23 protein-coding genes are annotated in these 23069 nt (G+C 61.0%); 12 read left to right on the plus strand and 11 right to left on the minus strand.

The annotated features are described in order from the left end of the window. Positions 1–804, minus strand: coding sequence for a metal ABC transporter ATP-binding protein (locus AC2FND_RS01115; RefSeq protein ID WP_480560493.1), 804 nt, complete (start codon positions 802–804; stop codon positions 1–3). A gap of 3 nt (positions 805–807) precedes the next feature. Then, a complete protein-coding gene (locus tag AC2FND_RS01120) occupies positions 808–1761 on the minus strand; it encodes a metal ABC transporter solute-binding protein, Zn/Mn family (protein WP_496767423.1) in 954 nt (317 codons plus the stop codon). A gap of 198 nt (positions 1762–1959) precedes the next feature. On the opposite strand from AC2FND_RS01120, the gene deoC reads away from it, so the two are divergent. The 3 genes from deoC to AC2FND_RS01135 are packed head-to-tail and all read left to right on the plus strand — an operon-like array spanning position 1960 to position 6184. Further along, on the plus strand, positions 1960–2958 hold the full coding sequence (gene deoC, locus AC2FND_RS01125; protein ID WP_496767425.1) for a deoxyribose-phosphate aldolase: 999 nt from the start codon (positions 1960–1962) through the stop codon (positions 2956–2958). Between the two features lie 47 nt (positions 2959–3005). Continuing rightward, complete coding sequence (locus tag AC2FND_RS01130; RefSeq protein ID WP_496767427.1) at positions 3006–5339, plus strand: aldehyde dehydrogenase family protein; 2334 nt, start codon at positions 3006–3008, stop codon at positions 5337–5339. Between the two features lie 23 nt (positions 5340–5362). Then, the gene (locus AC2FND_RS01135; protein WP_496767429.1) at positions 5363–6184 is read left to right on the plus strand and encodes an SDR family oxidoreductase; all 822 of its coding nucleotides are present in this window, start codon (positions 5363–5365) and stop codon (positions 6182–6184) included. A 22-nt stretch (positions 6185–6206) separates the two neighbouring features. Here the strand turns inward: AC2FND_RS01135 and AC2FND_RS01140 are convergent, their stop codons facing one another. From AC2FND_RS01140 to AC2FND_RS01170, 7 genes are all read right to left on the minus strand, one after another. Beyond that, a complete protein-coding gene (locus AC2FND_RS01140) occupies positions 6207–7517 on the minus strand; it encodes a M16 family metallopeptidase (protein WP_496767431.1) in 1311 nt (436 codons plus the stop codon). Further along, positions 7514–8854: a M16 family metallopeptidase gene (locus AC2FND_RS01145; RefSeq protein WP_496767432.1), complete on the minus strand. Its 1341-nt coding sequence runs from the start codon at positions 8852–8854 to the stop codon at positions 7514–7516. The genes AC2FND_RS01140 and AC2FND_RS01145 overlap by 4 nt, the downstream gene beginning before the upstream one ends. A gap of 81 nt (positions 8855–8935) precedes the next feature. Further along, entirely contained in the window at positions 8936–9451 is a 516-nt protein-coding gene (locus AC2FND_RS01150) for a DUF3035 domain-containing protein (protein ID WP_480506498.1), read from the minus strand. Positions 9452–9501: 50 nt separating this feature from the next. Next, positions 9502–9978, minus strand: coding sequence for a signal peptidase II (gene lspA / locus AC2FND_RS01155; protein WP_496767435.1), 477 nt, complete (start codon positions 9976–9978; stop codon positions 9502–9504). Then, on the minus strand, positions 9978–11567 hold the full coding sequence (purH, locus tag AC2FND_RS01160) for a bifunctional phosphoribosylaminoimidazolecarboxamide formyltransferase/IMP cyclohydrolase (RefSeq protein WP_496767437.1): 1590 nt from the start codon (positions 11565–11567) through the stop codon (positions 9978–9980). The genes lspA and purH overlap by 1 nt, the downstream gene beginning before the upstream one ends. A 22-nt stretch (positions 11568–11589) precedes the next feature. Then, positions 11590–13329, minus strand: coding sequence for a heparinase II/III family protein (locus AC2FND_RS01165; RefSeq protein ID WP_496767439.1), 1740 nt, complete (start codon positions 13327–13329; stop codon positions 11590–11592). A gap of 89 nt (positions 13330–13418) precedes the next feature. After that, positions 13419–14678, minus strand: coding sequence for an RsmB/NOP family class I SAM-dependent RNA methyltransferase (locus AC2FND_RS01170; RefSeq protein ID WP_496767440.1), 1260 nt, complete (start codon positions 14676–14678; stop codon positions 13419–13421). Between the two features lie 88 nt (positions 14679–14766). Here AC2FND_RS01170 and AC2FND_RS01175 point away from each other — a divergent pair, with 88 nt between their 5' ends. After that, positions 14767–14949: a DUF1674 domain-containing protein gene (locus tag AC2FND_RS01175; RefSeq protein WP_496767442.1), complete on the plus strand. Its 183-nt coding sequence runs from the start codon at positions 14767–14769 to the stop codon at positions 14947–14949. Positions 14950–14953: 4 nt separating this feature from the next. Here the strand turns inward: AC2FND_RS01175 and AC2FND_RS01180 are convergent, their stop codons facing one another. Next, positions 14954–15808, minus strand: a complete 855-nt coding sequence (locus AC2FND_RS01180) for a LysR family transcriptional regulator (RefSeq protein ID WP_496767443.1) — start codon at positions 15806–15808, stop codon at positions 14954–14956. A 99-nt stretch (positions 15809–15907) separates the two neighbouring features. Here AC2FND_RS01180 and tmpA point away from each other — a divergent pair, with 99 nt between their 5' ends. The 3 genes from tmpA to AC2FND_RS01195 are packed head-to-tail and all read left to right on the plus strand — an operon-like array spanning position 15908 to position 18296. Beyond that, positions 15908–17044 (plus strand): 2-trimethylaminoethylphosphonate dioxygenase, encoded by a 1137-nt coding sequence (gene tmpA / locus AC2FND_RS01185; protein ID WP_496767445.1) that lies wholly within the window; start codon positions 15908–15910, stop codon positions 17042–17044. Next, the gene (gene tmpB, locus AC2FND_RS01190) at positions 17041–17631 is read left to right on the plus strand and encodes a (R)-1-hydroxy-2-trimethylaminoethylphosphonate oxygenase (protein ID WP_209505087.1); all 591 of its coding nucleotides are present in this window, start codon (positions 17041–17043) and stop codon (positions 17629–17631) included. Before tmpA ends, tmpB begins: the two co-directional genes overlap by 4 nt. After that, the gene (locus AC2FND_RS01195; protein ID WP_496767447.1) at positions 17628–18296 is read left to right on the plus strand and encodes an ureidoglycolate lyase; all 669 of its coding nucleotides are present in this window, start codon (positions 17628–17630) and stop codon (positions 18294–18296) included. Before tmpB ends, AC2FND_RS01195 begins: the two co-directional genes overlap by 4 nt. A gap of 86 nt (positions 18297–18382) precedes the next feature. On the opposite strand, the gene dapB is transcribed toward AC2FND_RS01195, so the two are convergent. Then, positions 18383–19192 carry a 4-hydroxy-tetrahydrodipicolinate reductase gene (gene dapB, locus AC2FND_RS01200; protein WP_209505089.1) on the minus strand — a complete coding sequence of 270 codons (810 nt, stop codon included), beginning with the start codon at positions 19190–19192 and terminating at the stop codon, positions 18383–18385. A gap of 92 nt (positions 19193–19284) precedes the next feature. Between dapB and rbfA the strand changes: the two genes are divergently transcribed. The 5 genes from rbfA (at position 19285) to AC2FND_RS01225 (ending at position 23035) form a co-directional block, all read left to right on the plus strand. After that, positions 19285–19680, plus strand: a complete 396-nt coding sequence (rbfA, locus tag AC2FND_RS01205) for a 30S ribosome-binding factor RbfA (RefSeq protein WP_209505090.1) — start codon at positions 19285–19287, stop codon at positions 19678–19680. Then, positions 19677–20420 (plus strand): phosphodiester glycosidase family protein, encoded by a 744-nt coding sequence (locus tag AC2FND_RS01210; protein ID WP_480547387.1) that lies wholly within the window; start codon positions 19677–19679, stop codon positions 20418–20420. The genes rbfA and AC2FND_RS01210 overlap by 4 nt, the downstream gene beginning before the upstream one ends. A gap of 54 nt (positions 20421–20474) precedes the next feature. Beyond that, a complete protein-coding gene (gene truB, locus AC2FND_RS01215; protein ID WP_480487926.1) occupies positions 20475–21380 on the plus strand; it encodes a tRNA pseudouridine(55) synthase TruB in 906 nt (301 codons plus the stop codon). A 21-nt stretch (positions 21381–21401) separates the two neighbouring features. Continuing rightward, the gene (locus AC2FND_RS01220) at positions 21402–21905 is read left to right on the plus strand and encodes a DUF1643 domain-containing protein (RefSeq protein WP_209598417.1); all 504 of its coding nucleotides are present in this window, start codon (positions 21402–21404) and stop codon (positions 21903–21905) included. 95 nt (positions 21906–22000) lie between these two features. After that, a complete protein-coding gene (locus AC2FND_RS01225) occupies positions 22001–23035 on the plus strand; it encodes a calcium-binding protein (RefSeq protein WP_496767450.1) in 1035 nt (344 codons plus the stop codon). The last annotated feature ends 34 nt before the right edge of the window (positions 23036–23069 follow it).

Below are 23069 nucleotides of genomic sequence, written 5' to 3' on the forward strand. Positions count from 1 at the left end.
CTATCCCAGCGCGCGTGAAATCTGATCGATCTGGGCCGTTGCCAACCTGCCACCATAGGCCGATTGCAGCGTTTCCGCCGTGAAGGCCTCGGCCACCGGCCCTTCGGCCACCTTGCGAGTGTTGATCAGGAAAACGTGGTCGAAATAGTCGGTCACGGTGGCCAGATCATGATGCACGACAACGACTGTCTTACCGGCCTCTTTCAGGGATTTCAGCACCGCGATGATGGCTTTTTCGGTAGCAGCGTCGACACCGGCAAACGGCTCGTCCAGCAGGTACAGATCAGCATCCTGAGCCAGAGCACGCGCCAGAAACACACGCTGTTGCTGGCCACCGGACAGCTGGCCTATCTGGCGATCCGCGAAATCGCGCATTCCGACACGGTTCAGGCAATCCATCGCACGGGCCTTGTGGCGCGCGCGCAAGCGGCCCAACAGGCCCAGTTCACGCGACAAACCCATCAGAACCACGTCGATCACACGTGTCGGGAAATCCCAGTCCACGCTGGCACGCTGGGGAACATAGGCAACACGTGCGCGTTGCGAATTCAGCGGCTGACCAAATACGGTCACCTGCCCCGACAATGGCGTAACGATGCCCAGCGCCGCCTTGAGCAGCGTTGACTTTCCAGCACCGTTCGGCCCGATAATGGCGGTCATCGCGCCGGGCGTTACCGTCATATCAACCGAAAAGACCGCTGGCTTCTGCCCGTAGGAAACCGTCAGACCCCGCACAGCCAGAGGGCTGTCATCCAGATTATGTTCCTGGATCGTCACACCTTCGTTGCTGATCAGCCCCAGCATCTTTCAGAACCCCGCTGACAGTTTGCCGTCCATGCCGCGATCGGGAACTTCTCCGCCCAATGCGCCTGCGATGACGGTGATATTGTGATCCAGCATCCCGATGTAAGTGCCTTCGTAGGTGCCATCCTCGCCCATGGCGTCCGAGAACAACTCGCCCCCGACCTTCACCTCGTGCCCTTTGGCTGCGGCCCCTTCGATCAGCGCGCGGATCGATCGGTCAGAAACCGAGCTTTCGACGAAGACCGCCGTGATCCGGCGATCAACCAACAGGTCAACCAACTCTCCGATCCGGTTCAGGCCCGCCTCGGATTGGGTCGAGATGCCCTGAATGCCCAGAACCTCGAACCCGAAACTTTCGCCGAAATAGCCAAAGGCGTCGTGGGCAGTGACCAGAACCTTGTTGTGATCCGGTACCGAAGACAAGGTTTCCTCGGCATAGGCCGTCAGACGGTCTATCTCCGCCAGATGGGCTTGTGCATTGGCGGCAAAAACCTCGGCTGCTTCGGGGCGTGCCTCGGTCAGCGCACGCTGCACTTCCACAACAACTTCGCGCCACAGCGCGGGTGTCATCCAGACATGCGGATCATACTTGTCGGCATAATCATCATGCGCACGCAGCATGGACTTATCTACGCCCTCTGCAACCGCAATGACGGTCCGTTTCCGCTCGAGATCATGAAAGAAGTCTTCCATTTGCGCTTCGAGATACAGGCCGTGCCACAGAACCAGATCTGCCCGAGTCATCGCCACGATATCGCTGCGCGTCTGGCGATAGGCATGGGGATCAACGCCGGGGCCCATAAGCCCTCTGACCTCAACCAGATCACCGCCGACCTGACGCGCCGCATCTGCAATCATGCCCGTCGTGGCCACCACTTTCAGCGGTGCCCCGGCAAAAGCCATAGCTGGCACCGAAAGGGCCAGAGCCAATAGTGCAAGGCAATGCCGACGAATCATTTCCAACCTCGATTTGGATACGTGTTGGATCAAATATGAGAACCATTCGCAACTAAGTCAACGCTAATGAGAATTATTCGCAAGAAAACCTCGATTATTTGTCCAAATGGTCAAAAATATTCGATCGTTGCGCCGGAACACCTTCCATTCCCGGCTCACCCGTGCGATTTTGTCGCAAACCTCCCAAAGGACGTAACCATGGATACGCAGAGCTCAGAAAGCCCCGTGCGCACCGCGCATCTGCCGCAAGTGACCGAACCCCGGAACCCCGGAATGGAACTGGATCTGGACTGGGTGCGCGCCGTTCAGGCCAATACTTCCGCGATCGAACGCCGTGCGGCCACATTGCCGGGCCGCCGTTCGGTCAAGAAGGAATATCAGGCTGCGTGGCTGCTGAAAGCCATCACGATGATCGACCTGACCACGCTGTCGGGCGACGATACAGTGGGCCGGGTGCGCCGTCTGTGTGCAAAGGCCCGTCAGCCGGTTGCACCTTCGGTCCTTCAGGCGCTGGCCATGCCACCGATCACGACCGGGGCGGTTTGCGTCTATCACGACATGATCGAAACCGCTGTAGACGCCCTGAAAGGCACTGGAATTCCGGTCGCTGCCGTGTCCACCGGCTTTCCCGCCGGACTGTCCCCGTTCCATCTGCGCGTGGCCGAGATCGAGGAAAGCGTGAAAGCCGGGGCCGAGGAAATCGACATCGTAATCTCGCGCCGTCATGTGCTGTCGGGGGACTGGCAGGCCCTGTATGATGAGATGAAGGCGTTCCGCGTGGCTTGTGGCGATGCCCATGTCAAAGCCATTCTTGCGACCGGAGAACTGGGCAGCCTGCGCAATGTCGCGCGCGCCTCGCTGGTGTGCATGATGGCCGGGGCGGATTTCATCAAGACCTCGACCGGCAAGGAAAGCGTCAACGCCACCCTGCCCGTGTCGCTGGTGATGATCCGTGCGATCCGCGATTACTATGACCGCACTGGATATCGGGTCGGCTACAAGCCTGCGGGTGGTATTTCGAAAGCCAAGGACGCGCTGGTTTATCTGTCGCTGATCAAGGACGAACTGGGCAACCGCTGGCTGGAACCGGATCTGTTCCGCTTTGGCGCCTCATCGTTGCTGGGCGATATCGAACGGCAGTTGGAACACTATGTCACCGGGGCTTACTCGGCTGGTTACAGGCATTCGATGGGCTGAGCCCGTGGGTATGTCTGGACAGTGAGTATTTGGGAAAAGATGAAGTCATGACAGTCAAAGAGATTTTTGAGACCATGGAATACGGCCCCGCCCCCGAAAGCGCCGCCGAGGCACTGGCCTGGCTGGTCGATCAAGGCGACAAGTTCGGACACTATATCGATGGTGCTTTCACCAAGCCGGGCAAAGGGTTTGACAGCCGCAACCCTGCGACCGGGGAGGTTCTGGCCAAGCTGACGCAGGCCAAGCAGGCCGACGTGGACGCCGCGGTTGCCGCCGCGCGCAAGGCTCAGCCGAAATGGGGGAAACTGGGCGGCACGGGCCGTGCGCGGTATCTCTATGCAATTGCGCGACTGCTGCAAAAGCATTCGCGTCTGTTTGCGGTGCTGGAAAGCCTCGACAACGGCAAACCGATCCGGGAATCGCGTGACATCGATATTCCGCTGGCGCAGCGGCATTTCTATTATCACGCCGGCATGGCGCAGCTGATGGAAAGCGAGTTGCCCGACGTCGAAGCGCTGGGTGTGTGCGGCCAGATCATCCCGTGGAACTTCCCCCTGCTGATGTTGGCGTGGAAGATCGCGCCTGCGCTGGCAATGGGAAATACGGTGGTTCTGAAACCCGCTGAATATACCTCGCTGACGGCGCTGTTATTTGCCGATATCTGCACACAGGCCGGTCTGCCGAAAGGTGTCGTCAACATCGTCACCGGAGACGGTGCCGTGGGCGAGATGATCGTGGCCTCGGACGTGGACAAGATTGCCTTTACCGGCTCGACTGTTGTGGGCCGCCGCATCCGTGAGGCCACTGCCGGATCTGGTAAGGAACTGACATTGGAGTTGGGCGGCAAATCCGCGTACATCGTCTTTGATGACGCCGATATCGACTCGGCCATCGAAGGGCTGGTGGATGCGATCTGGTTTAATCAGGGTCAGGTCTGTTGTGCGGGCTCGCGCCTGCTGGTGCAGGAAGGTATCGCCGACCGTTTCTACGACAAGCTGCGCGCCCGGATGGACACGCTGCGCGTGGGCAATCCGCTGGACAAATGTATCGACGTGGGCGCGGTTGTGGACCCGGTTCAGTTGCAGACCATCAAAGGAATGGTCGAAAGCAACACAGCGGGCCATGTGTATCAAGCTGCCTGCGATCTTCCCGCAAACGGCTGCTACTACCCGCCGACACTGATCTCGGGGCTCGAGACCTCGGACCCGTTGATGCAGGAGGAAATCTTCGGCCCGGTGCTGGTGTCTTCGACTTTCCGCACACCAGAAGAGGCCGTCGAGCTGGCCAACAACACCCGGTATGGTCTGGCGGCGACCGTCTGGACCGAGAATGTGAACCTTGCGCTGGATATCGCGCCCAAGCTGGTTGCGGGCGTCGTCTGGGTGAATGCCACCAATCTGTTTGACGCTGCTGCCGGGTTCGGTGGGGTCCGCGAAAGCGGCTTTGGCCGCGAAGGTGGTTGGGAAGGGCTGACCGCCTATACCAGACCCAAGGGTAAGGCCAAGCCGCTGGCAAAGGTCGAGGCAGCCATGGGCGAAGGGGCACCGGTCGACCCGATTGACCGCACTGCCAAGTTGTATGTCGGCGGCAAGCAGGCGCGGCCCGATGGTGGTTATTCGAAACCGGTTTGGGGCAAGTCCGGCCTGCTGGGCCATGTGGGTCTTGCCAACCGCAAGGACGTGCGCAACGCGGTCGAGGCTGCGGCAGGTGCCAAAAGCTGGTCCAGAACCACCGGCCATCTGCGGGCTCAGATCCTCTATTACATCGGCGAAAACCTCTCGGCCCGCGCTGATGAGTTCGCGGCGCGGATCGACGCCATGACCGGACGGAAAGAAGGCGCGAAAGAGGTCGAAGCCTCAATCCAGCGCCTGTTCACCGCTGCTGCCTGGGCCGACAAATATGACGGTCAGGTGCATGGCGTTCCGATCCGGGGCGTGGCCATCGCCATGAAGGAACCCGTTGGCGTGATCGGCGCGCTTTGCGCGGACGAGACGCCGCTGCTGGGTCTGGTGTCGGCCATGGCACCTGCGATTGCGATGGGCAACCGGACGGTTCTGGTGGCTTCCGAGCCCTACCCGCTGGCGGCGACGGATTTCTACCAGATCCTTGAGACTTCGGACGTCCCTGCCGGTGTGGTCAACATCCTGACGGGCAGCCATGCGGAACTGGCGAAACCGCTGGCCTCGCATCTGAATGTCGACGCGGTCTGGTCGTTTTCGTCCACCGACCTGTCGAAAGAGATCGAGGTCGTTTCAGCCGGGAACCTGAAACGGACCTGGGTCAATAACGCGACGGCATTTGATTGGAGCATGGACCATTCCCGCCGCTTCCTGCAAGCTGCGACCGAAGTGAAAAACATCTGGGTGCCCTACGGCGAGTAGGGCTCCCTGCCAAGGGAGCCTACATGGATTTAACCGGCGATTTTTCAGGAAAAACCGTCATCATCATTGGCGGAACCAGCGGTATCAATCGCGGCATTGCCGAGGCTTTTGCAGCCTCGGGCGCCAAACTGGCCGTGGCCAGCCGGTCGCGGGAAAAGGTCGATGACACCATCGCCGCGCTGAAAGCCGCAGGCGCACAGGATGCGATTGGGGCTGCGTTTGATGTGCGTGATGCCGACGCTGTGGCGGCGGGACTGAAGCAATTCCATGACGCCTTTGGGGATTTCGATGTGCTGATCTCGGGCGCGGCGGGCAACTTCCCGGCGCTGGCGTCCGAGATGTCGGTCAACGCGTTCAAGACCGTGATCGATATCGACCTGATGGGCACGATCCACGTGATGAAGGGGGCGTATCCGTTCCTCAAACGCCCCGGTGCCAGCATCATCAATATCTCGGCCCCGCAATCTTATCTGCCTTATGAGGGTCAAGCCCATGTCTGCGCCGCCAAGGCGGGGGTGGATCAGATCACCCGCACGCTGTCGATGGAATGGGGTGTCGAAGGGATCAGGGTGAATTCGGTTGTGCCGGGGTTCATCGAAGGCACTGAAGGTGCGAAACGCCTTGCGCCCACCAAAAACGCCCACGAAGAACTGCGCCGCGACGTGCCGTTGGGCCGCTGGGGCCAGCCGCAGGACGTGGCCAATGCCTGCCTGTTCCTCAGCTCGGATCTGGCCAGTTATATCAGCGGCACGGTTCTGGCCGTGGACGGGGCACTCTATCAGCGCGGATCGGGCAAGTTCGGGCAGATGATGGGCGATATGCTGCGGAGTATGAAAAAGGGGTGAGCCGCAACTCACCCCTTGCAGTTCAGTTGGTAGTTTCCAGCCCAACCGGCTTTCCAACGACAGTGAAATGCAGGCCGTCCGGATCCAACAGTTCGGATGCAACGCGGTTCACGTCTTCCAGTGTGACCGCGTTCACCTTGTCATTGCGGGTGGCGATATAATCGATGGGCAATCCTTCCATCTGCATCCCCACCATGATCCCGGCAATCTGCCCGTTGCCATCAAAGCGCAGCGGATAAGCGCCAGTCAGATAGGTCTTGGCATCGTCCAGTTCCTTCTGCGTCACCCCTTCGGTGGCAGCATGCGCCCATTCGTTGCGAATAACCTCTATCGCCTCGGCAATGCGGTCATTGGCCGATGACACCGACCCCAGGTAAACCGAGGCCAGATCCTTGGGCACAAGATAGGTTCCAACCCCATAGGTCAGGCCACGCTTTTCACGCACCTCCTGCATCAGACGGCTTTCGAACCCGCCACCGCCAAGGATGTGGTTCAGGATATAGGCGGCAAAGAAATCAGGATCGTCCCGATCTATTCCGGCATGGCCAAACAGCGCGACGGATTGCGGGGTGTCAAACTCGACAACACTGATCCCACCGGGAATGGTCACGTTGGCCTTGCCCGGGATGGGCTTGCCCGTTTCCGGCAGGTCGGCGAGCAATTTGTCAAGCAATGCGCCCAGTTCCTCGGCCGTGATATCGCCGACAGCCCCCACATAAAGACGATCCTTGGCAAAAACGCTTTCATACGCCGTTACCACGTCATCCCGCGTCAAGGCCGAGACGCTTTCGATCGTGCCCTTGCCTTCCGATCCGTAAGGGTGATCGCCATAGGCCATCTGGGCAAAGTTGCGGCCTGCAATCTCGTTCGGGTCGGTCTGATCTGATCGCAGCCCGGACAGGATTTGCGCGCGCACACGGTCAACCGCGTCCTGATCAAAGCGCGGTTCGTGAATCGTCTCACGCAGCAGGTCGGCAACCTCATCCCGGTTTTCGGTCAAAAATCGTGCGGAAATCGAAACCGTGTCGTCACCGGCGTTATAGCGGAACGATGCGGCCAGAGCCTCAAGCTCGCGCGCATAGGTTCGCGCGTCCATTTCACCGGAACCTTCCTCGATCAGCCCACTCATCAGATAGACCGCGCCGCGCCTGTCCGGGTCGTCCAGCGACGTACCGCCACGGAAGCGCAGCTCAAGCGCGGTGAAAGGGATCGAGTGATCCTCGACCAGCCATGCGGTGATCCCGCCGGGCGAGGTCACTTCTTCAATCTCGATCTCGGCCAAAGCGGGCAGAGCAACCAGACAGGCAATCAGCGTTGCGAGAAACCGTTTCATTGCGTCACCTCATCATCGCGCATCAGCCAGCCGGTGACCGACGCCTCGGGTTGCAGAACGTCACGGGCGGCGGCGATGATTTCGTCTCCGGTCACGGCCTGAAGGATATCGGGCCATGCCTGCACGTCCTGTATTGTCAGGCCGCTGGTCAGGGCGCGGCCATAGCGGTTGCCGATCCCGTCCACATTGTCGCGCGCATAGGTCTGCGCGGCCCGCAACTGCATCTTGATACGGTTCAGATTGTCCTCGTCGACACCTTCGGCAATGAAATCGGCCACGGCCTGATCCATGGCATCTTCGGCCTCTTGCAGGGAAACCCCTTCGGCGGGAACCACCAACAGGTCGAATGTTGTGTCATCCAGTGACACGTCACGATAGAACGCCCCGGTATAAACAGCCATTTTCTGATCGAATTGCAGCTTTTCGTTCAGATACGAGGTCGTGCTGCCCCCCAGAAGTTCCGCCAACAGAAACAGGGCTGCCGCCTTTTCCTGATCGCCCGGATCGCGTTCCGGCGCCAGATAACTGCGCTGGACATAGGGTTGCGCCACGCGAGGGTCCTTGAATGTCAGACGGCGTTCGGAGTTTTGCGGGGGTTCTTGCGACCGGATCCGTTCCGGCAATTCCGCATTGGCCGGAATCACACCGTAATACTGATCGGCCAGAGTGCGGACCTCGGCAGGATCAACGTCTCCGGTGACAACCAGAATGGCGTTATTGGGCGCATAGTGGGTCTGGTAGAAAGACAGTGCGTCTTCCAGTTCCAGTTCTTCCATCTCGTGCTTCCAGCCGATGATCGGCACGCCATAACGGTGATTGAGGTATTGTGCCGCGCTCATCTGTTCGCCGAACAGGGCGCGCGGGTTGTTCTCGGTGCGCTGGTTGCGTTCCTCAAGGATCACATCGCGCTCGGTCACGATGTCCTCTTCGCTCAGGCGAATGTTCCGCATCCGGTCCGATTCCATGCGCATCATCAGCTCAAGCCGGTCGGCGGCAACGCGCTGGAAATAGGCAGTGTAATCATACGAAGTGAATGCGTTGTCGTTACCGCCATTGGCCGCAACGGTGGCCGAGAATTCACCCGGCGCCAAAGTATTTGTGCCCTTGAACAGCAGGTGTTCCAGAAAATGCGCGACACCCGACGATCCGATCGGCTCATCCGCCGATCCCGCGCGGTACCAGACCATATGCTGCACGACAGGCGCGCGGTGATCTTCGACCACGACGACATCCATGCCGTTGTCCAAAGTGAATGTGGTGACCGCTTCTTTCCCGCCCCCGGCAAAAGCCGGGGTGGTGGCGATCAGGGCAGCCGACAAGGCCAGGGCCCGAACCATGGGGCATCCTCCGTTTCGTTTCTGTCATTCAAACTACGGTGGTGCGGCCCGGGTTCAAGCCCGATGACGGAAAGTTAAGAATTATTCATTCGGGGGCGAGGTCGGGGTCTCGACCCCGGCCCGGCGGGCGGCATCGGTTTCCGAGAACGGATCGATCGACTGGCGTTCGTAGACCTGACTATAGCGGTCGACAGGGAACAGGCGCAGACCGGTCCAGCGGCCCCGGCGTTTGCGGAATGCGGCATCCTCGGCTTCGACCACCTGCCGTGTATCGGGTGACACGCCATAACGGCTGGACGCCGTCACAAGCGCCGCATCCGACGACGGCACACCAGCGTTGGGATTCAGGGCGGCGGCATTACCACCCAGCGCGACTACCGCATCGGCGTTGGGGGTCGGGTCTGTCAGATTCCCACCACCCGGCGTGGGTGCCGGCAGGAACGCGTAATCCTGAGGCTGGGTCAGCGGCTTGACCGGCAATACCGAAAATTCATCAGGACCCTGTCCCGGAGGCGCCAGATCCCGCAGTCCGGGATTCGAACATGCCGCAACCGCAGCGGCAACTGTCAGAACAAATATGGCGCGCGGCATCCGCATTGGTGTCTCCAGCCTGTTTCTGGCGCTTTTATCGCAAATCATTCCGCGCGTCACGAGGGCTTTTTGCCGTCAAACAAAACCAGCCCCAGCGCTCCGGCGAATATGAACACATCCGCCAAGTTGAACACAAACGGGTTGTTGATGCCACAGCAGGACATGTTCAGGAAATCCAAAACAAACCCATAAAGGAGCCGGTCGACCACGTTCGCAAGCGCTCCGCCGATCAACAGACCGCCACAGAGCAACATGAATTTTGAACGCATCGAACGACCAAGCCAAACAAGAACACCGATGCAGATCGCCACGGATACACCGATCAAAAACCAGCGCGCGGCCTCAGAGTCGCCCTGAAACAGGCCGAAATTGATGCCCCGATTCTCGCCGTATCGGAACACCAGCAGCGGCGGCAGAATATCGATACCGCCGGGCCGTTCAGCTACGCGCAGGACGTGAACGACCAGATATTTGCTGATCTGGTCGATCGCGAAGGCGGCCAAGGCCGCCCAGAGAAGCAGGCGTGACCGCATCAGTGACGGAAATGACGCATGCCGGTGAAGACCATCGCCAGACCGGCCTCATCGGCTGCGGCGATCACTTCATCGTCGCGCATGGACCCGCCCGGCTGAATGACGCAGGTCGCGCCCGCTTCGGCGGCTTCCATCAACCCGTCGGGGAAGGGGAAAAACGCATCCGATGCCACGGCAGAACCGATGGTCAGCGGCTGCGGCAAGCCCAGCGTTTCAGCCATACGTTCGGCTTTCTTGGCCGCGATCAGGGCCGAATCCACACGGCTCATCTGCCCCGCGCCAACACCCACAGTTGCGCCATCCTTGACGTAGACGATGGCGTTGGATTTGACGTGCTTGGCCACTTTCCACGCGAACAACAGGTCACGCATCTGCGCGTCGGTCGGGGCTTTCTTGGTCACGACCTTGAGGTCGTCCATGCCGACAAAGCCGTTATCCTTGTCCTGCACCAACAGCCCGCCGGCCACCTGACGGACGGTCTTGCTACCTTCGGTTACATCCGGCAGCGCCTCGGTCGTCAGCAGGCGCAGGTTTTTCTTGGCGGCAAAAATCGCCTTGGCCTCGTCCGAGGCACCGGGGGCGATCACAACCTCGGTGAAGATGCCCGTAATCTCTTGCGCTGTTTCTGCATCCAGCGGCTGGTTCAGCGCAACAATGCCACCAAAGGCCGAAGTACGGTCGCAGTCAAATGCCGCCTTGTACGCCTCAAGAAGGGTTGAACCTGTGGCTACACCGCAAGGATTGGCGTGCTTGATGATGGCGCAAGCCGCGCCTTTCGCCGGATCAAACTCGGCCACCAGCTCAAAGGCCGCGTCCGTGTCGTTGATGTTGTTATAGCTCAGTTCCTTGCCCTGATGCTGTACGGCGGTGGCGACGCCGGGGCGGTTGGTGCCGTCCGTGTAGAACGCTGCCTGCTGGTGGCTGTTTTCACCATACCGCAGGGTCTGCTTCAACTCGCCAGCAAATGCGCGGCGCGTTGGGGCCTCCAGTTGCAGCGCATCGGCCATCCAGTTCGACACGGCAGCGTCATAGGCCGCTGTTCGGGCATAGGCCTTTTGCGCCAGCCACTGGCGGAAGCCATAGGATGTCTTGCCATAGTTTTCTTCCAGCTGATCCAGCAGGGAGGAATAATCCTCGACATCCACCACCACGTTCACAAAGGTATGGTTTTTTGAGGCCGCGCGGATCATCGCCGGGCCGCCGATGTCGATATTCTCGATACATTCGTCATAGCCCGCGCCCTTGGCGACGGTTGCCTCGAACGGGTAGAGGTTTACGACCAGCAGGTCGATGGCGCCGATGCCATGTTCCTCCATCGCCGCAACATGGGTGTCATTGTCACGCAGCGCCAGCAACGCGCCATGCACCATCGGGTGCAGCGTTTTGACCCGGCCATCCATCATCTCGGGGAAGCCGGTGATTTCGCTGACATCGCGAACCTCAAGCCCTGCATCGCGCAGCGCCTTGGCGGTGCCGCCGGTCGACAACAGTTCGATCCCGCGCTCGGACAGCGCCTTGCCCAGCTCGATCAGCCCGGTCTTGTCGGAAACGGAAAGCAACGCGCGGCGCACGGGGTGAAGGTCAGTCATGGGTCCAAAGGTCCTTTTGGCGTCAGTCAAACTTGGGCTCGTCCCGGTGCGTATCGCGCACGGCATAGGCTGTATCCTGCGCCTTGCTCAGCGTCCACCGGATGCGCGTCGCATACTCCATTGCGCGGCCAGATAGAACGATCTGTTTTGTCGCGCGTGGCTTTAAACGGCCTTTTTCAAGATAAACACTTGGTTCTACGGATAATTTTCCCACGCCGTCATGGCGGAAAACCCAGATCTCGCCGCTTTTGAGCGCCATCGACACTGCCGCCCCGCCCAGATCCAGCGCCGCGTCAACGTCAGGATGCAGATGAAAACGGATGTCATAGCCAACGCCCTTGAGGCCCGAGGCGTCCATCGCCCTGTCGAACTGACGCTTGGCCTTGTCGGTTGCGGTCAGCAGAATATCCTCGACCGTCAGCTCACGCCCGTCAAAGCGCAATTCGAATGTGCGCGCGTGGGTCAGCCCGAAGACTTTGACATATCCGTCATGCCCAGCCATGAAACGGATGCCTTCGAACGCATCTTCAAAATCGACCGGAACGTCCCGCGGCGCATCGACCAGCGCCTGACTTTCGCGGCCCGGCAACGGGTTGGCCAACCGCGCGCTCGAGAACCCGTCCAGACAGAGGGTTGAGTGAGATGGGGTCGCACGCCCGGCACGGCGCCAATCCAGCCCGAAACTGGCCCCCGATCCACAATTCACGATCAAAGGGCGACGCCCCGAGGTCAGCTCGAACGCCAGCGTGGATGCGTGCGCGTTGAATGAGGCCGCTCCGGACGGCGGCGCGCTGGCATCCACGATCACCGTGGTGCGTGCTGCGGACAGGCGGGCATAGCCCATTGGCAGTTCGGTCGCCGCCTTGTGCTTGACGCCGCTTTGCGCAAGCGCCTGTTCCAGCCGCCCTTCGACCCCGCGCCCACCACCGTGAAACCGCGCCAGCGCGCCATCCGCATGGCGCAGACTGCGCAAGGTCGGTGCGATCCGCTTGATCGCCTTGGCCTGCGCGACAGGTGTGCCGCGTCCAAGATCGCTGAGCGCCGCCGACGTCCAGCTGAGCAGCATGAACACTTCAAGCAGCTCTTCCGGGTTGCGTGTCGGAATACCGCCCTGCGCATCCACCTGACGGTCACATTCACCAGCCAAAGCCCGCAGGGCCGGATCGGCCATCTGCTCCAACCCCTCCAGCGCCAACCCGGCTTGCACAAGACCGGCCAGCGCCTCGAAACGCGGCAACCCGGGCGTCGCAGCTTGCCAGCGTTTGGACAGGAACCATGTTTGTTGCGCCAAAGACCGAAAGAACAGTTTGCTTTGCTTCTCATCTGCCCCGCGCAGCAGAAAGAGTGCATGGTTGATCCAGCGCATCACACGCCGCCCGGTCAGGTCAGGCACCCAGCCCGGGCCCTGCCCGCGGCCATGCGCCTCGATCCAGCCCCAGACCCAGCGCTGCGCTTTTTCCCGTGCGCGCATATCACCGACAGCGGCCAGATCATCCAGCCATGCAAAACCATGGCGTTCCTCATCAAAGCCGGCGCTGGGGGCAACGACATCCCACAACGCGGTATCGTCTGCCTCGACCAGATAGCCGGCGAACAAGAGATTCCCCGCAACCAGCTGCCGCCCGCGCGCAAACGAACCAACGGTGCGCGGCTGAGGTTGCGCAACAAACCCCGTGGCGGCCTTTTGCCGTTGGCTGAGACGCGCATAGAAACGGTTCTGAAACCGCATCCACCGACTGGCCATGGTGTCCGAATTTGACATGCGCGTGTTACTCTGCCCCTTGCGCTCTGCTGGCGCTTGAGACCCAACGATAGACCGCGCCGATCGTCAAGTCATCGAAAAGCGTGCGCTCAGGCGGATTTGTTCAGGCAGGCGATATAGAACCCGTCCATACCCCCGCGATCAGGCCAGTGGTCGGGCCGCAGTCGCAGGCCGCCTTCCTCGCTGATCCAGTTGTCTTTGATGCCGGAGAGCTTCAGTGCCTCGCGATCAACACGCATGTCCGAATACATGCCCAGCGCGTCTTCGATCTGAACCTCGCCCTCATCCGGCAAAAGCGAACAGGTGCAATAGACCAGCCGCCCGCCGGGTTTCAGCAGCGTCCATGCGTGGGCCAACATCTGCGCCTGCAATTCGATCAATCCGCCAAATTCCGAGCCATCCTTGGCAAACGGCAAGTCAGGATGCCTGCGGATCGTACCCGTGGCCGAGCAGGGCGCGTCCAGCAAAATTGCGTCGTACTGACCCTGATGGTCCAGCGCGTCACCCACGATGACCTCTGCCAGCAACCCGGTCCGGGCGAGGTTTTCGCGCACGCGTTCGGTGCGCGCCGCGGATACATCCAGCGCCGTCACATCGGCCCCTGCCGCAGCAAGTTGCATGGTTTTACCGCCCGGAGCCGCGCAAAGGTCCAACACCTTCTCGCCCGCCTTCGGTGCCAGAACACGCACCGGCAGCGCGGCTGCCGCGTCCTGCACCCACCAACCCCCATCCTTGTATCCCGGCAAGGCCGAGACCTGACCCGCATCCTGAATGCGCACAGACCCGGTGGGCAGTTTTTCGCCCGGAGGGCCTTCTGCCCCCGGCTTCAGGGTAAGGTCCAGTGGTGCGCCCGCGAAATGCGCCTGTTCCATTCCGGCAACCGCTTCGGCACCCCACGCCGCGATCAGGGGGTCCCGCAGCCACTCCGGCAGGCGCGGGACACGCATTTTCGGCCATGCCTCGGGACCCTCGGACGCCACCTTGCGCAAAACGGCATTCACCAGCCCTTTCAGACGCCCGTGCTTGCGCGAGCGGCTGATGATTTCAACCATGGAGTTCACCACCCCATGCGCGGCTTCCCCGTTGCACAGCTCGACCGCGCCCAACCTCAGCGCGTTGTGTACGGTCAGGGCGGGTGTTCGGTTCAGGTGGTTGTCCAGCAGACGGTCGGCCCGTTCCAGCCCACGCAGGGTTTCGGATGCCAGCCGCTGCGCGCGCGCGCGATCCTCTGGCCCCAACCGATCCAAAGCACCCGCGGCTAGGCATTCAGACAACAGGCGGCCTTCGCCCAGAACCTGATCCAATAGATAGATTGCGCTGCGCCGTGCTGCTGTCGCGCTGTTTGTCATGGTACCGCCTTCATGTGACCTGTGCCCGCATTGCCATTGGCGGACGCGGGCGTATATCAAGGCTATGCACGGAAAGGAACCCGATGTCATGAGTGACAACCGCAAAGACCTGCCCCCCGCCGCCCAACGCGCGCTGGCCGAAGCGGAAGAACGCCGCCAAAAAGCCCAGGCCGAGGCCAGGGAAATGCCCAAGGAACTGGGAGGGCGCGATGGGCTGGACCCCGCCCGTTACGGCGATTGGGAAAAGAAAGGCATCGCCATCGATTTCTAGGCCCTCAGTCGCGCAGGGCCTTCAGAAAATCATCGATCAGGGCGCGCTGTTTTCTGGACTGCACCCGATCTTCGGGCCATGTCAGCCAATACCCGTCCTTGGTTTGCAGCTCTGGCAGCTCTAACCTGCGCAACCGGCCATCCCTTAGATCACCGGACGCCAGCGGAACCGAGCCCAGCACGATCCCCATCCCGCGCCTTGCCGCCGAAACGGCATGTTCCATCGAATCGAAACTGACATGTGATGGCGCGACGTCCCCGTGCCCGTATTTACGGTTCCACTCGCGCCAGCCAGGACGCTCGCCGCGCAGATCGATCAGGGGGGCACCCCAATCAACGCCCGGCGCGGCCATCGGCACCAGCACCTCTTGCGCGATCAATGCCGCGTCGCGCCCGGCCCACACGCCGCGACCATAGCGGATTTGCAGCCAGGTGCGTTCCTCGTCCAGCGATGACCGGCGCGCAACCGAGTCGGTCATCACCCGCACCTCGGGGCGCAGGTCCCTGAACACAGGCAGGGCTGGCACAACGAGGGCGTGAATGTTTGACGACAACCCGGCGACCCTGAGTTCGCGCGGCGATTTTCCAAACAGATCCTCAGTGTTGCGTTCCAACGCCAGCAGGCTGTCCTGCACCAACGGCAGATAGCTTTCACCTTCGACCGTCAGCGACACGCCGCGCGCCTCGCGCACAAACAGAGACCGGCCCAGCCACGCCTCAAGATTGCCGATCCTTTGGCTGACAGCGGCCTGCGTCAACCCGAACTCTTTCGCAGCGGCCGAGAACCCGCCCAGACGCCCGGCGGCTTCGAACACGCGCAACCAATCCAACGGCGGTAATCCGGTCTTGTTTTTAGCCATTAGTTTTTCCAAGCCTCAGCCGAAATAAGGATTAATTGTCGTAATGCCACGAACGGCGTATCAGCTCAACCAAAGCTCGCGCCGAACAGGAGACCCCCAATGCTGCGCACCGCCACCCACGACACCTCGATTGTTACAGTCGCGTTTGACACCGAGGCCAAGGCCCGTTTCCACGCCATCTGGCTGCGCGACAACGCGCTGGACGCTGATACCCGCGCGCCGGGCAATGGTCAGCGCCTGATCACCATCGGCGATATTCCCACCGACATCTCGGTCAGTTCAGCCGAGGTGGTCGCAGGTGACCTGCAAGTCACGTTCCAGCCCGAGGGCAAAACCGTTACCTTCCCGGCGGATTGGTTGGCCGAAAACAGCTACGACCGCGATCATGACATTGCGCTGGGTCGCATCGCCCCAGGCATCACGACCTGGGAGAGTGGTATCGGCGCGCCCAGCGGGGATTGGAACGAGGTCCATGCCAGCCCAGCGGCCAAGCGCAACTGGCTGGCCGCTGTGGCCGAGTTCGGCTTTGCCAAGCTGACCGGCGGCCCGACCGAGCCTGAATCGCTGCTGAAGGTCGCTGACCTGTTCGGCTATGTCCGCGAAACCAATTATGGCCCCTATTTCGAGGTGCGGACCGAGGTGAACCCGACAAACCTTGCCTATACCGGGCTTGGCCTTCAGGCGCATACCGACAACCCCTATCGCGACCCGGTGCCGACCTTGCAAATCCTCTATTGTCTGGAAAACTCGGCTGAAGGCGGGGAGTCCATCGTTGTTGACGGCTTCCGCGCTATCGAAAAACTGCGTGACGCAAACCCCGAAGGTTTTGCCCTGCTGGCCGGATATCCGGCGCGGTTCGAGTACAAGGGCTCGGACGGGGTCTGTCTGCGGTCGCGCCGCCCGATGATCGAGTTGTCACCGGATGGCGAGCTGATCGGCATCCGCTTCAACAACCGCTCTTCTGCCCCTTTCGTGGACGTGCCGTTTGACAAGATGGAGGCTTATTACGCCGCCTATCGCCAATTGGGGGATATCATCGACGATCCGGCGATGGGCGTTTCCTTCAAACTGGAACCGGGGGAAAGCTTTATCGTCGACAACACCCGCGTCCTGCACGCGCGGCTTGGCTATTCCGGGGCCGGGTCGCGCTGGTTGCAGGGATGTTACGCCGACAAGGACGGGTTGCTGTCCACACTGGCGGCGATGGAGATGGCGCAGCCGGAGGCGGCAGAATGAAGCCTGATTTCTCGACCCTGAACCGGGACAATATCGTTGCTTTCATCGGGAGCATTTTCGAACGCCGCGGCGGTGAAGAGTATCTGGGCGAGCCTGTCACCATGGCCCAGCACATGCTGCAAGGCGCAACCATTGCCGAGCAGAACGGGATGCCCGAGGAAATCATCGTGGGCGCCTTGCTGCACGACATCGGCCATTTCACATCCGAGTTTGGCACCTACCACCCCGACGACACCGAAGACCGTCATCATGAGGACGCGGGCGCCGAGGTGCTGGAGCAGTTCTTCCCCTCGGTCATCACCGATTGCTGCCGCTATCACGTGGCGGCCAAGCGGTATCTGTGTGCCACCAAACCCGAGTATTTCAATCGCCTGTCCGCGGCGTCGGTTCACACGTTGGAACTGCAAGGTGGCCCGATGAGCGCCGAAGAAGTTGCCGCGTTCGAGGCCAACCCGAACCTGAAAGAGATCATTCAGGTCCGCTATCTGGATGAGGCCGGCAAACGCGCGGATATGGAAACCCCGGATTTTGCACATTTTGCGCCGATGGTGCAGCGTATGGTCGACAAGCACATGGAGGCCGCATGAACGCCCCGGAATACATCTTTGAAGCCAGCACCAAACCCTCGCTACCCTGGCACGAGGTTCCCCTGATCCGCGCGACGGACGCCTCGGTCAAAGGTTATGGGTGTCTGGTCGATGATCCCGAAGGGTTCGAGATCGAGATCACCCGCTGGCCACAGCAGGGCTGGCGGCCGATTGACGAAGGCACCGGCGATGAAGGCGGCTGGGTCGAAGGCACCTTTCGCGGTGAGTGGAAGGGTGACGTGCTTTACGGCGAGAACGAAGCGGTCAATGGCCACTATGTCCTCGGCTGGTCCACCGATCCGCAGCAGGCACAGACAAGCCACCAAACAGCGCCCCGCGATCAGGTGCTGCTGTGGCACATGAACTATCACCCGGATGGCGGGCAGATGTTCTGGCCGCTCGACAAAAAGCCCTTCATCATTCCTGCCGCGTTGCCCGGCGACAACCTGACACCAGAAAAGGTGGTGGCGTTCTGGTGCGACGGTTCGCGCGGGCTGTATATCCATCCCGGTATCTGGCACGAGGGGATATTTCCGATAGAAGACAACCAGCGGTTCCTCGACCGGCAGGGTGCAGTGCACGCGCGGGTCAGCGCTGATATCGGTCAGGAATTTGGCGTCTACCTCGCCTGCCCGCTGCGCGCCGACAAGATCAGGGCTTTGTAAGATAAGCGCTGCTTGTTGTTGCGGTGCTTACTTGGAGCACCGCATTCATTCTATTTGTTGTTTTGACCGCGCACGTTTAGCAGCGCTTACAACCCCAACACATCCACCATGTCATACTGACCCGGTGCCTTGCCCTGCCCCCAAAGGGCCGCTTTCAGCGCGCCGCGGGCAAAGATGGCGCGGTCTGTGGCCAGATGGCGCAGGACGATGCGTTCTCCGGGGGCGGCGAACAGGACATCATGTTCCCCCACGATGTCGCCGCCGCGAATAGCGTGAAAACCGATATCTCCACGCTTGCGCGCGCCAGTGATGCCATCGCGGCCCCGGTCGGACACGTCCGACAACTCAACGCCGCGCCCTTCGGCTGCGGCCTCGCCCAGCATCAGCGCCGTGCCCGAAGGTGCATCGACCTTGTGATGGTGATGACCTTCGATGATCTCGATATCGAAATCCTCATCCAGCGCGGCTGCGACCTTTTTGGTCAATTGCACCAGAAGGTTGACGCCAAGGCTCATGTTTCCGGCCCGCACGATTACCGCATGGCGCGACGCGGGTTCCAGTGCTGCGATCTGTTCGTCGGACATGCCGGTGGTGCCGATCACATGCACACAGCGCGCCTGCGCCGCCAGCGCAGCGAATTCCAGTGTCGCCTCGGGCGCGGTGAAGTCGATCACTGCCTGCGCCTGCGCAAAGGCCTCCAGCGGATCGTCGGTGACGGTGACGCCCAGTGCCTGCCCGCCCATGGCCTCGCCCACATCCTGACCGATCCAGTCATGGTCCTTGCGTTCGACCACGCCGACCAGACGAGCCTGATCGCTGTCCGTCACGGTCTTGATCAGCATCTGCCCCATACGGCCCGAAGCCCCTGTGATGACGATCCCCGGAATATGGGTCATTGCGCTGGTCCTTTTCGTTAAGTCGGCTCAAAGCCTCCTACCCGGTTCGCGCCCGCTTGGCAAAGCCCTGCTTTGCGCTTAGATCGGGGTTTATGGCAAAGAACAAATTCCACGATGGCCCCGGCCCGTCCCAACGGCAGCTGCGTGTCGGCGAACTGATCCGCCGCACCCTGTCCGAAGTTCTGGCGCGCGGAGATGTCCACGACCCCGACCTGAATCGCATGTCGATCACCGTGGGTGAGGTGCGCACCTCGCCCGATCTGAAGATCGCCACCGCCTATGTGCTGCCCCTTGGCGGCAGAGGGCAGGAGGACGTGATCGAACTTCTGGCCCGCAACAAGGGTGAGCTGCGGCGCATGGTCGGCAAGAAAGTCGGCCTGAAATTCGCGCCCGATCTGCGCTTTCGGCTGGATGACACGTTTGACCGTCTGGACGACACCCGCCGCATGTTCGAACAGGACGCGGTGCGCCGCGATCTGGACGAGTGATCCGCACGTTTGTCACATTGGCGACGCTTCTTTGGGCCGCGCAGGCAGGCGCGGTCACTTGTGAAAAGCTGACCCACGAGGACAAACGTTATACGGTTTGCAACGTCGATGCAGCCAATGAAGATCTGAGGCTTTTTCTGAACGGCGAAGACGGTCAGGTATTGGGGCATTTTTCGTCGGTCAACGAAGTGCTGGCCCCGGAAGGCGAACGGCTGGCCTTTGCGATGAACGCGGGCATGTATCACGACGACCGTTCACCCGTTGGCCATTATGTCGAGGACGGCCAGGAGCAGATGCGTGTGATCACCAACCCCGGCCCCGGCAACTTCGGTTTGCTGCCCAATGGCGTGTTCTGCATCCGCGAAGGCCGGGCGGATGTGTTTGAAACGCTTGAATACGTGGATCAGGCGCCCACCTGCCGCTTTGCCACCCAATCCGGTCCCATGCTGGTGATCGACGGAGAACTGCACCCGCGCTTCCTGCCTGATTCGACCTCGCTTTATGTTCGAAATGGGGTCGGCACCAGTTCCGATGGTACACGGGCGGTGTTTGCGATCTCGGAAGATTATGTCACCTTCCACGAGTTCGGACGTTTGTTCCGCGATGTGCTTGGCACGCCAAACGCGCTGTTTTTCGACGGCAACATCTCGCGAATGTATGAGCGGGCCAGCAACCGCTCGGATCTGGGATTCTCGCTGGGGCCGATTGTCGGCGTCGTCGAAGAAACGCCCGCAAATTGACAGCGGCAGAGTGATCCGTTAACTCGCGCGCCTTAGCAAGATTCAAGGTGCATGATGGGACGCAAACGCAAGGGTCGCGACATTTCCGGCTGGCTGGTGGTGGACAAGCCCGCGGGCATGACCTCGACCGCCGTGGTCAACAAGGTGCGTTGGGCGATGGATGCCAAAAAGGCGGGCCATGCGGGCACGCTGGATCCCGAGGCGACCGGCGTTCTGGCAATTGCCTTGGGCGAGGCGACCAAGACCGTTCCCTATATCACCGATGCCTTGAAAGCCTATACCTTTACCGTGCGACTGGGGCAGGCCACCAACACGGACGATGCCGAGGGCGAAGTGATCGCGCAAAGCGATGCGCGCCCCTCGGATGACGATATCAAACAGGCGCTGACCCCGTTTCTGGGCGATATCATGCAGGTGCCGCCCAAATTCTCGGCGGTGAAGATCGACGGCCAACGCGCCTATAAACTGGCCCGTGATGGGGAGGATGTGGAGCTGAACGCTCGCCCCCTCTGGGTCGAGGAACTGATCCTTGTCGACCGCCCCGACGAAGATCACGTGGTGCTGGAGATGACCTGCGGCAAAGGCGGCTATGTGCGGTCTATCGCCCGCGATCTGGGCGAGGCGCTGGGGTGCCACGGCCACGTCAAGGAACTGCGCCGCATCTGGTCCGGCCCCTTCGAGGCCGAGGACGGGTTAAGCATCGAGCAGATCGACGAGATGGCGAAAACAACCGCCCTGGACGAGTATCTGCACCCACTGGAAACCGGCCTGTCCGACCTACCCGAGCTGAAATGCACCGCCGAGGGGGCAACCCGTCTGCGCAATGGCAATCCGGGCATGGTGCTGGCCTCAGACATTGAATACGGCGACGAGGCCTGGGCATCGTTCGACGGCAAGGCCGTGGCCGTGGGCATCTATAAATCCGGTGAATTGCACCCCAGCCGGGTGTTCGTCGACTGAGAGTCGTGTTAGGCGAAGGGCATGATCACCCGTTCCCACACCAAGGGCGACGCGCCCTCGACCGCCATATATTCCGATTGCGAGAAATACCGCTATAGCCTGACCCGCATCTGGGACCCTGAAGGGCGCAAGGCATTATTTGTGATGCTGAACCCGTCAACCGCGACCGAGGTGCAGAACGATCCGACGGTGGAACGCTGTGAACGGCGCGCACGCGCGTTGGGGTTCGGGGCGTTTCAGGTCACGAACATCTTTGCGTGGCGCGACACCGACCCGCGCAAGATGCGGGCTGCCGCCGATCCGGTCGGGCCCGAGAATGACGCGGCCATTCTGGACGGCGTGCAATGGGCCGATCAGGTCATCGCGGCCTGGGGCACGCATGGCGCGCATCTGGAACGCGGCCCTGCGGTGGAAACCCTGTTGCGCGGCACCGGCCAATCGCTGTTCCATCTGGGCCTGACCAAGGACGGTCACCCCAAACATCCACTTTATATCGCCTATACCCAGCAGCCTGAACTCTGGTGACAAAGGGTTAACCATTTCAAAGGTTTACCTTTGACCTGGTGACGGGCGACATGGGATATTCCACCCTCGGAGCATCATGCTTTCGGAGGGGTTCCATGTTTCTGGCCGGATTGCTTGGACTGGCCGCCATCGGCGGCGCTGCTTACGCGATGAGCGATTTTCTGATCGAAGAGGACGACACGCCGGATGAAAACCCGGAAGGTGAACCATCGGGCGAGGTTGATACCGGTGAATTTCTGGTCATCGGAGAGGGCGTCGAAGACCCGGAAAACGCTAACACCGAACCCTCGCCGGACAGTAGCGAGGCGCCCTTCACCGGGACTGTGATCTCGGAATTTGAAGGCGATCTCGTGATTGCTGGCGGCGATGGTTCGGACGTGATTACCGGGCAGGACGGTGTCGATCAGATCAACGGCTACGGCGGGGACGACACGATAAACGGTGCCAAGGGCAACGACGTTCTGCACGGGGGCGACGGCGCAGATCAGATATCGGGCGGGCAGGGTAATGACGTCCTGCACGGAGAGGCGGATGACGACCTTTTGTTCGGTGAGGACGGGGATGACGCCCTTTACGGTCACTTTGGGGACGACACTCTGGATGGCGGCGCGGGTGAGGACGAGCTGTTTGGCGGTCAGGGCGACGACAGGCTGGACGGCGGCGCAGGGGATGATGCGTTGCAGGGCGGGTTCGGGGATGATGTTCTGAACGGGGGCGAAGGTGAGGATACTGTCTTTGGCGGGGATGGAGACGACTTTGTTTTCGGGATCGAAGAGGGTGCCGCCGAAAGGGATTTCCTGAACGGCGGTGTGGGTGACGATACCATTCTGGCAGGCGGCAAAGACGTGGTAACGGGCGGAGACGGGGCTGATGACATCGTGCTGAACCCAGGTGATGATCAGGTGACCGTAATGGGATTTCAACCCGGCGAAGACAAGCTGCTGGTGACGTGGGAGGATGAGACCGACCCGGCAATCGAGGTTGAGGCCGACGCCGAAAACGCCAACCTGACAAGGGTTTTCATAGATGGCCAGGAAGTTGCGCAGGTATATGGTGCCGAAGGAATGACAGCGGCTGACATTCAGCTGATCACCGAAGCGCAGCTGGCACAATACGGGCAGATGGTCTGAGCCCGCAGAAACCCTTTGCCATTTGGGTCAAATG

The organism is Ruegeria sp. BHSB056, from assembly GCF_059613305.1.

What these genes read in the sequence shown, in the direction of transcription:
- AC2FND_RS01115 (WP_480560493.1), bottom strand. Translation starts at nt 804, where the DNA reads ATGCTGGGGCTGATCAGCAACGAAGGTGTGACGATCCAGGAACATAAT.
- AC2FND_RS01120 (WP_496767423.1), bottom strand. Translation starts at nt 1,761, where the DNA reads ATGATTCGTCGGCATTGCCTTGCACTATTGGCTCTGGCCCTTTCGGTG.
- deoC (WP_496767425.1), top strand. Translation starts at nt 1,960, where the DNA reads ATGGATACGCAGAGCTCAGAAAGCCCCGTGCGCACCGCGCATCTGCCG.
- AC2FND_RS01130 (WP_496767427.1), top strand. Translation starts at nt 3,006, where the DNA reads ATGACAGTCAAAGAGATTTTTGAGACCATGGAATACGGCCCCGCCCCC.
- AC2FND_RS01135 (WP_496767429.1), top strand. Translation starts at nt 5,363, where the DNA reads ATGGATTTAACCGGCGATTTTTCAGGAAAAACCGTCATCATCATTGGC.
- AC2FND_RS01140 (WP_496767431.1), bottom strand. Translation starts at nt 7,517, where the DNA reads ATGAAACGGTTTCTCGCAACGCTGATTGCCTGTCTGGTTGCTCTGCCC.
- AC2FND_RS01145 (WP_496767432.1), bottom strand. Translation starts at nt 8,854, where the DNA reads ATGGTTCGGGCCCTGGCCTTGTCGGCTGCCCTGATCGCCACCACCCCG.
- AC2FND_RS01150 (WP_480506498.1), bottom strand. Translation starts at nt 9,451, where the DNA reads ATGCGGATGCCGCGCGCCATATTTGTTCTGACAGTTGCCGCTGCGGTT.
- lspA (WP_496767435.1), bottom strand. Translation starts at nt 9,978, where the DNA reads ATGCGGTCACGCCTGCTTCTCTGGGCGGCCTTGGCCGCCTTCGCGATC.
- purH (WP_496767437.1), bottom strand. Translation starts at nt 11,567, where the DNA reads ATGACTGACCTTCACCCCGTGCGCCGCGCGTTGCTTTCCGTTTCCGAC.
- AC2FND_RS01165 (WP_496767439.1), bottom strand. Translation starts at nt 13,329, where the DNA reads ATGTCAAATTCGGACACCATGGCCAGTCGGTGGATGCGGTTTCAGAAC.
- AC2FND_RS01170 (WP_496767440.1), bottom strand. Translation starts at nt 14,678, where the DNA reads ATGACAAACAGCGCGACAGCAGCACGGCGCAGCGCAATCTATCTATTG.
- AC2FND_RS01175 (WP_496767442.1), top strand. Translation starts at nt 14,767, where the DNA reads ATGAGTGACAACCGCAAAGACCTGCCCCCCGCCGCCCAACGCGCGCTG.
- AC2FND_RS01180 (WP_496767443.1), bottom strand. Translation starts at nt 15,808, where the DNA reads ATGGCTAAAAACAAGACCGGATTACCGCCGTTGGATTGGTTGCGCGTG.
- tmpA (WP_496767445.1), top strand. Translation starts at nt 15,908, where the DNA reads ATGCTGCGCACCGCCACCCACGACACCTCGATTGTTACAGTCGCGTTT.
- tmpB (WP_209505087.1), top strand. Translation starts at nt 17,041, where the DNA reads ATGAAGCCTGATTTCTCGACCCTGAACCGGGACAATATCGTTGCTTTC.
- AC2FND_RS01195 (WP_496767447.1), top strand. Translation starts at nt 17,628, where the DNA reads ATGAACGCCCCGGAATACATCTTTGAAGCCAGCACCAAACCCTCGCTA.
- dapB (WP_209505089.1), bottom strand. Translation starts at nt 19,192, where the DNA reads ATGACCCATATTCCGGGGATCGTCATCACAGGGGCTTCGGGCCGTATG.
- rbfA (WP_209505090.1), top strand. Translation starts at nt 19,285, where the DNA reads ATGGCAAAGAACAAATTCCACGATGGCCCCGGCCCGTCCCAACGGCAG.
- truB (WP_480487926.1), top strand. Translation starts at nt 20,475, where the DNA reads ATGGGACGCAAACGCAAGGGTCGCGACATTTCCGGCTGGCTGGTGGTG.
- AC2FND_RS01220 (WP_209598417.1), top strand. Translation starts at nt 21,402, where the DNA reads ATGATCACCCGTTCCCACACCAAGGGCGACGCGCCCTCGACCGCCATA.
- AC2FND_RS01225 (WP_496767450.1), top strand. Translation starts at nt 22,001, where the DNA reads ATGTTTCTGGCCGGATTGCTTGGACTGGCCGCCATCGGCGGCGCTGCT.